General features: G+C 69.5%; 1 protein-coding gene. It reads left to right on the top strand.

All coding sequences use genetic code 11. From position 1 onward, the window contains the following. Positions 1 to 922 (top strand): IS3 family transposase (locus MNZ27_RS23245; protein WP_242396435.1); only part of this gene is annotated, 922 nt, incomplete at both ends.

The following is a 922-nucleotide window of genomic DNA, read 5'->3' as shown; positions in this document are numbered from 1 at the left end:
CGTCGTCGTGCGCCGCGCTGGGACTGCCGAAGGCTACCTACTACCGCGCGCTCAAGCCGCGCCCGCCGCGCGCGAAGAGGAGCAGCCACCGCGCGCTCGGCGCCGCGGAACGACGCGCCGTGCTCGACGTCCTGCACGAGCCCCGGTTTGCGGAGCTCGCGCCCGCCCAGGTCTACGCCACGCTGCTCGACGAGGGCCGGTATCTCTGCTCGGAGCGCACGATGTACCGGGTCCTCGCTGAGAACGCGGAGGTCCGCGAGCGGCGGAACCAGCTGCGGCACCCGAAGTACAAGGCGCCCGAACTGCTCGCTACCGCGCCGAACCAGCTCTGGAGCTGGGACATCACGAAGCTGCTCGGCCCGCAGAAGTGGACCTACTTCTACCTGTACGTGATCCTCGACGTTTACAGCCGGTACGTCATCGGCTGGATGCTGGCGCACCGGGAGACGGCGGTGCTCGCCGAGCGGCTCATCCGCGAAACCTGTGAACGCCAGGGCATCCAGCGCGGCCAGCTCACCATCCACGCCGATCGCGGCACCTCGATGACTTCGAAGCCGGTCGCGCTGATGCTCGCCGACATGGGCGTCACGAAGAGCCACTCGAGGCCGCACGTCTCGAACGACAACCCGTTCTCCGAGTCGCACTTCAAGACGATGAAGTACCGGCCCGATTTTCCGGAACGCTTCGGCTCCATCGAGGACGGGCGCGCGCACTGCGCCGACTTCTTCCGCTGGTACAACACCGAGCACCGCCACGGCGGACTCGGCCTGGTGACGCCGCACGACGTTCACCACGGCCTCGCGGCCGCCCGACTCGAGGCACGCGACCTGGTCCTCGCGGCCGCGTTCGCCGCCCGGCCCGAGCGGTTCCCCGCCGGCGCCCCGTCGGCGGGCGCGGTTCCGAGCGAGGTCTGGATTAACAA

The organism is Anaeromyxobacter oryzisoli (assembly GCF_022690765.1).
Lineage (GTDB): Bacteria > Myxococcota > Myxococcia > Myxococcales > Anaeromyxobacteraceae > Anaeromyxobacter > Anaeromyxobacter oryzisoli.
This window is presented reverse-complemented; position numbering and strand designations above follow the sequence as displayed.